General features: G+C 60.5%; 4 protein-coding genes. 1 reads left to right on the top strand and 3 read right to left on the bottom strand.

Annotation, left to right across the window (positions count from 1 at the left end; translation table 11 throughout):
- Positions 1-82 precede the first annotated feature (82 nt).
- From rho to hemE, 3 genes are all read right to left on the bottom strand, one after another.
- Positions 83-1348, bottom strand: coding sequence for a transcription termination factor Rho (rho, locus tag EOB49_RS32895; RefSeq protein ID WP_127268017.1), 1266 nt, complete (start codon positions 1346-1348; stop codon positions 83-85).
- 422 nt (positions 1349-1770) lie between these two features.
- A complete protein-coding gene (hemJ, locus tag EOB49_RS32885) occupies positions 1771-2307 on the bottom strand; it encodes a protoporphyrinogen oxidase HemJ (RefSeq protein ID WP_127320735.1) in 537 nt (178 codons plus the stop codon).
- Positions 2307-3338: a uroporphyrinogen decarboxylase gene (gene hemE, locus EOB49_RS32880; protein WP_127320736.1), complete on the bottom strand. Its 1032-nt coding sequence runs from the start codon at positions 3336-3338 to the stop codon at positions 2307-2309. Before hemE ends, hemJ begins: the two co-directional genes overlap by 1 nt.
- 405 nt (positions 3339-3743) lie before the next feature.
- Between hemE and EOB49_RS32875 the strand changes: the two genes are divergently transcribed.
- A complete protein-coding gene (locus EOB49_RS32875; protein WP_127320737.1) occupies positions 3744-4565 on the top strand; it encodes a pyruvate, water dikinase regulatory protein in 822 nt (273 codons plus the stop codon).
- Positions 4566-4678: the final 113 nt, after the last annotated feature.

Genomic DNA, 4678 nt, shown 5'->3' with positions numbered 1-4678 from the left:
TTCTCCCCGTCACTATATGGGGAGAAGGTGCCGGCAGGCGGATGAGGGGCAGCGCAAGCAGTTGCCCGTTGGCCCTCGCCAGTTACGTGTTCATCGAATCGAAGAAATCCGCATTGGTCTTGGTCTGCTTCAGCTTGTCGATCAGGAACTCGATTGCGTCGGTGGTTCCCATCGGCGCCAGGATGCGGCGCAGCACGAAGATCTTCTGCAGATCCTGCTTGGAAACCAGCAGGTCTTCCTTGCGGGTGCCGGACTTCAAGATGTCCATGGCCGGATAGATGCGCTTGTCGGCCACCTTGCGGTCGAGCTGGATTTCGCAGTTGCCGGTGCCCTTGAACTCTTCGAAGATGACTTCGTCCATGCGGCTGCCGGTATCGATCAGCGCGGTGGCGATGATGGTCAGCGAGCCGCCTTCCTCGATGTTGCGGGCAGCGCCGAAGAAGCGCTTCGGCCGCTGCAGGGCGTTGGCGTCGACGCCGCCGGTCAGCACCTTGCCGGATGACGGCACGACGGTGTTGTAGGCGCGGCCGAGACGAGTGATCGAATCGAGTAGGATGACGACGTCGCGGCCATGCTCGACCAGGCGCTTGGCCTTCTCGATGACCATTTCGGCGACCTGCACGTGGCGCACCGCCGGCTCATCGAAGGTCGAGGAGATCACCTCGCCCTTCACCGAGCGCTGCATGTCGGTCACTTCTTCCGGCCGCTCGTCGATCAGCAGCACGATCAGATAGCATTCCGGATGGTTGGCGGTGATCGAGTGGGCGATGTTCTGCATCAGAACCGTCTTGCCCGTACGCGGCTGCGCGTTGATCAGAGCGCGCTGCCCCTTGCCGATCGGCGCGACCAGGTCGATCACACGCGGCGAGATGTCCTTGGTGGTCGCATTCTCGATCTCCATCTTCAGCCGCTTGGTCGGATAGAGCGGCGTCAGATTGTCGAAGTGGATCTTGTGACGGATCTTTTCGGGATCGTCGAAATTGATGGTGTTGACCTTGAGCAGCGCGAAATAGCGCTCGCCCTCTTTCGGGCTGCGGATCGGCCCTTCGACCGTATCGCCGGTCTTCAGCGAAAAGCGCCGGATCTGCGACGGCGAAATATAGATGTCGTCGGGACCTGGCAGATAATTGGCATTGGCGGAGCGCAGGAAGCCGAAACCGTCCTGCAGCACCTCGACCACGCCATCACCGATGATCTCGATCTCCTGGGCGGCCAGCTTCTTCAGGATCGCAAACATCAGCTCCTGCTTGCGCATGACGCTGGCGTTTTCGACCTCGAGCGATTCGGCATAAGCGATCAGCTCTGGCGGTTTCTTGTTCTTGAACTCGGCGAGTTTCATTTCTTGCATAGACGGACCTTGAATAGATGGAGTCTGGGTAGGCTTTGGGAAAATATCGGCGGGATGCGACAAATGCCGGGCGCGGCCGAAAACAACGAGGGGCGGCGCATGACGGGAAGGAAGACCCGTCTTTTATCGTCGGTCGGGTGAAAGAGCAAGCTGCGTTTTAACAGCGGCAATTACAAGTCACAGTCGACTGGGAAGCGGTCAATCGGAGATGTCGGCGCCGCCCCTCATTGTCCTGCCGGACATTTCTCCCCGTATAGAGACGGGGAGAAAGGGGCAGCTTCAGCGCTGGCGCTGTTTCCAGCCACGCTGATGATTGGCGAAACCATCAATGACAGCGCCCCTCTCCCCGTCCCTATACGGAGAGAGGATGCCGGCAGGCAGGTGAGGGGCAGCGCCAACGCTTGAAGGCATCAGTCGAACCATCAGAACGGTTTGACCACCACCAGGATGACGATTGCGATCATCAGCAATGTGGGGATCTCGTTGACCATCCGCCAGTGCCTGGCGGGTTTTTCGTTGCGGTCCTCGGCGAATTTGCGCACCGCGCCCGAGAGATAGCCATGCATGGCGGACAGCAAAAGCACCGCACCGATCTTGGCATGCAGCCAGCCGCCCTGGAAACCAAAACCCTTCCAGGCGAGCCACAGGCCGAACACCCAGGTCACGATCATCGCCGGGTTGATGATGCCGCGCAGCAGGCGCCGCTCCATCACCTTGAAGGTCTCCGATTGCACCGAGCCCTTCTCGGCATCGGCATGATAGACCAGCAGCCGCGGCAGATAGAGCATGCCCGCCATCCATGAGATGACGGCGAGGATATGGATCCCCTTTGCCCAGAGATAGAAGCTGTCGGGTGCCGCGAAATACAAAAGCGCGGTGAGAACGACCAGCACCGCGATACCTGACATCATCCGCATCATCGCCTGACCGGTGCTGTTCGTGTTTTTCATCTCAGCCATCAGCGTGTCGCGCTCCGCACCTGTTTCACCATCGCCTCGACATGGGCGATCGGCGTCTCCGGCGTGATGCCATGACCGAGATTGAAGATCAGCGGTCCGTCTCCCAGCGCTCCCAGGATCGCCTCGACGCCGTCGGATAGCGCCTTGCCGCCAGCCACGAGCCGCAAGGGATCGAGATTGCCCTGAACCGCACCCGAGCGCTGCAATTCCTTCGCCGCGATCAGGGGTACCGTCCAGTCGATCCCCAGCGCCGTCACGCCGGTCTTCTGTCGATATGTCCGGTAGCGCGAACCGGCACCCTTGGGAAAACCGATGATCGGGACATCGGGATGAACCGCCCGCACCCGGCCAACGATCTCGGCCATCGGCTGAACGCAGAACAGGTCGAAACTCTCATCGTCCAGCACGCCGGACCAGGAATCGAATATCTGCACCACATCCGCACCCGCCTCGATCTGGCGGATGAGATAGGCGGCCGAATGTTCGGCAAGCACCTTCAGCAATCGTTGAAAGGCCACCGGTTCGCGATAGGCAAAAAGCCGCGCCGGCGCCTGGTCGGGCGTGCCATGACCGGCGATCATGTAGGTCGCCACCGTCCACGGCGCGCCGCAGAAGCCTATCAGGGTTGTCTCTTCGGGCAGTTTGGCCCGCAACCGGCGAACCGTCTCGTAGACCGGTTCGAGATTCACGTGAAACACCTTGCCTTCCAGAGCCAAAATCTCCGGCGCGGTGATCGGCGTCAGCAGCGGCCCTCTGCCCTCTTCGAAGCGGACGTCACGGCCAAGCGCATGCGGAACCACAAGGATATCGGAAAACAGGATCGAGGCATCGAAACCAAAACGCTCGATCGGCTGCAAGGTCACTTCGACCGCAAGGTCGGGATCATAGCAGAGGTCCAGGAACGAGCCCGCGCGTTTGCGTGTCTCCCGATACTCCGGCAGATAGCGTCCGGCCTGACGCATCATCCAGAGCGGAGGCGGAAAATGAGCCTTGCCCTTCAGGACATCCAGCATGATCCGGTTCTGGGGCATCGGGCGCTCGCTTCTCCCAGCCTCTTCTATAATCAAAGATTCTTATATCTAAGATTCTTCTGATTCTAAGAGTCTGTTGGTTCTGGTGGTTGTCACCTGTCCCGCTTTGCCCCGGAAAACACCAGCCAACATATTGTCGCGTGCTTCTTTTTCCCGGATGTAAGGTTCTGGGGATAGCTCGGAATCGGTCAATCGAGTCAAAGTGTTAGGCACAGTGGTGAAAGGCAGGTCCTGTGGACGGCCCGTAGTCGAAAAAAGCCGTCCCCAAACTTGTCCCCAGTCACCCGACGAAGCTGACAGCGCATCGAATTGTGGACAAACTGCCATCTGATACAGTCGCCTCCGACAGGCCCGTCTTTTCATCCCGCTTTATCCACAGAAGCCCACAGCCCCAGGTGACCCCCTGTGAACAAACCCCAGAGCTTCTTCCACCTGCACCTGATTTCCGACGCGACCGGCGAAACGCTGCTCGCCGCCGGCCGGGCGGCTTCGGCGCAGTACAAGGATGCGCGCGCCATCGAGCATATCTATCCGCTTATCCGCACCGAAAAGCAGGTGGCGAAGGTGTTCGAGGACATCGAGGAGGAGCCGGGCATCATCCTCTATACGGTCGTCGACCAAAAGCTGGCGCGTGGCATCGACGAGCGCTGCGCGGCCATGGGCCTGCCCTGTGTATCGGTGCTGGAGCCGGTGCTGACCGTGTTCCAGTCCTATCTCGGCACCCCGGCCGGCCGCCGCGTCGGCGCCCAGCATGTCCTCGACGCCGAATATTTCCGCCGCATCGACGCGCTCAATTTCACCATGGACCATGATGACGGCCAGTTGCCGCTCAACATGGACGATGCCGATGTGGTGCTGATCGGCATTTCTCGCACGTCGAAGACGCCGACCAGCATCTATCTCGCCAACCGCGGCATCAAGACCGCCAACATCCCGATCGTGCTCGGCGTGCCGGTGCCGGAAAGCCTGGTTGCCGCCAGCAAGCCGCTCATCGTCGGGCTGATCGCCACCGCCGAACGCATCTCGCATGTCCGGCAAAACCGCATCCTCGGCAACAGCGGCTCGTATGAGGCATCGGATTATGTCGACCGCGCCGCAATCGGCGAAGAGCTCGCCTATGCCCGCAAGATCTGCACGCGCCATGGCTGGCCGATGATCGACGTCAGCCGCCGCTCGATCGAGGAAACGGCGGCGGCCATCGTTGCCCTACGGGGGAAGAATAGATAGATGGAGCGAGGAGTGCGTTTTCCGAGTCTTCCCTGGCGGAAATTCGGCGCCGCCCCTGACCTGCCTGCCGGCATCCTCTCCCCGTATAGTGACGGGGAGAGGGGCGCTGTCAT

The sequence above is a fragment of the Mesorhizobium sp. M7A.F.Ca.MR.148.00.0.0 genome (assembly GCF_003997735.1).
Lineage (GTDB): Bacteria > Pseudomonadota > Alphaproteobacteria > Rhizobiales > Rhizobiaceae > Mesorhizobium.
Note: the sequence above shows the minus strand (reverse complement) of the source record. Positions and strands in the feature narration are given on the sequence as shown.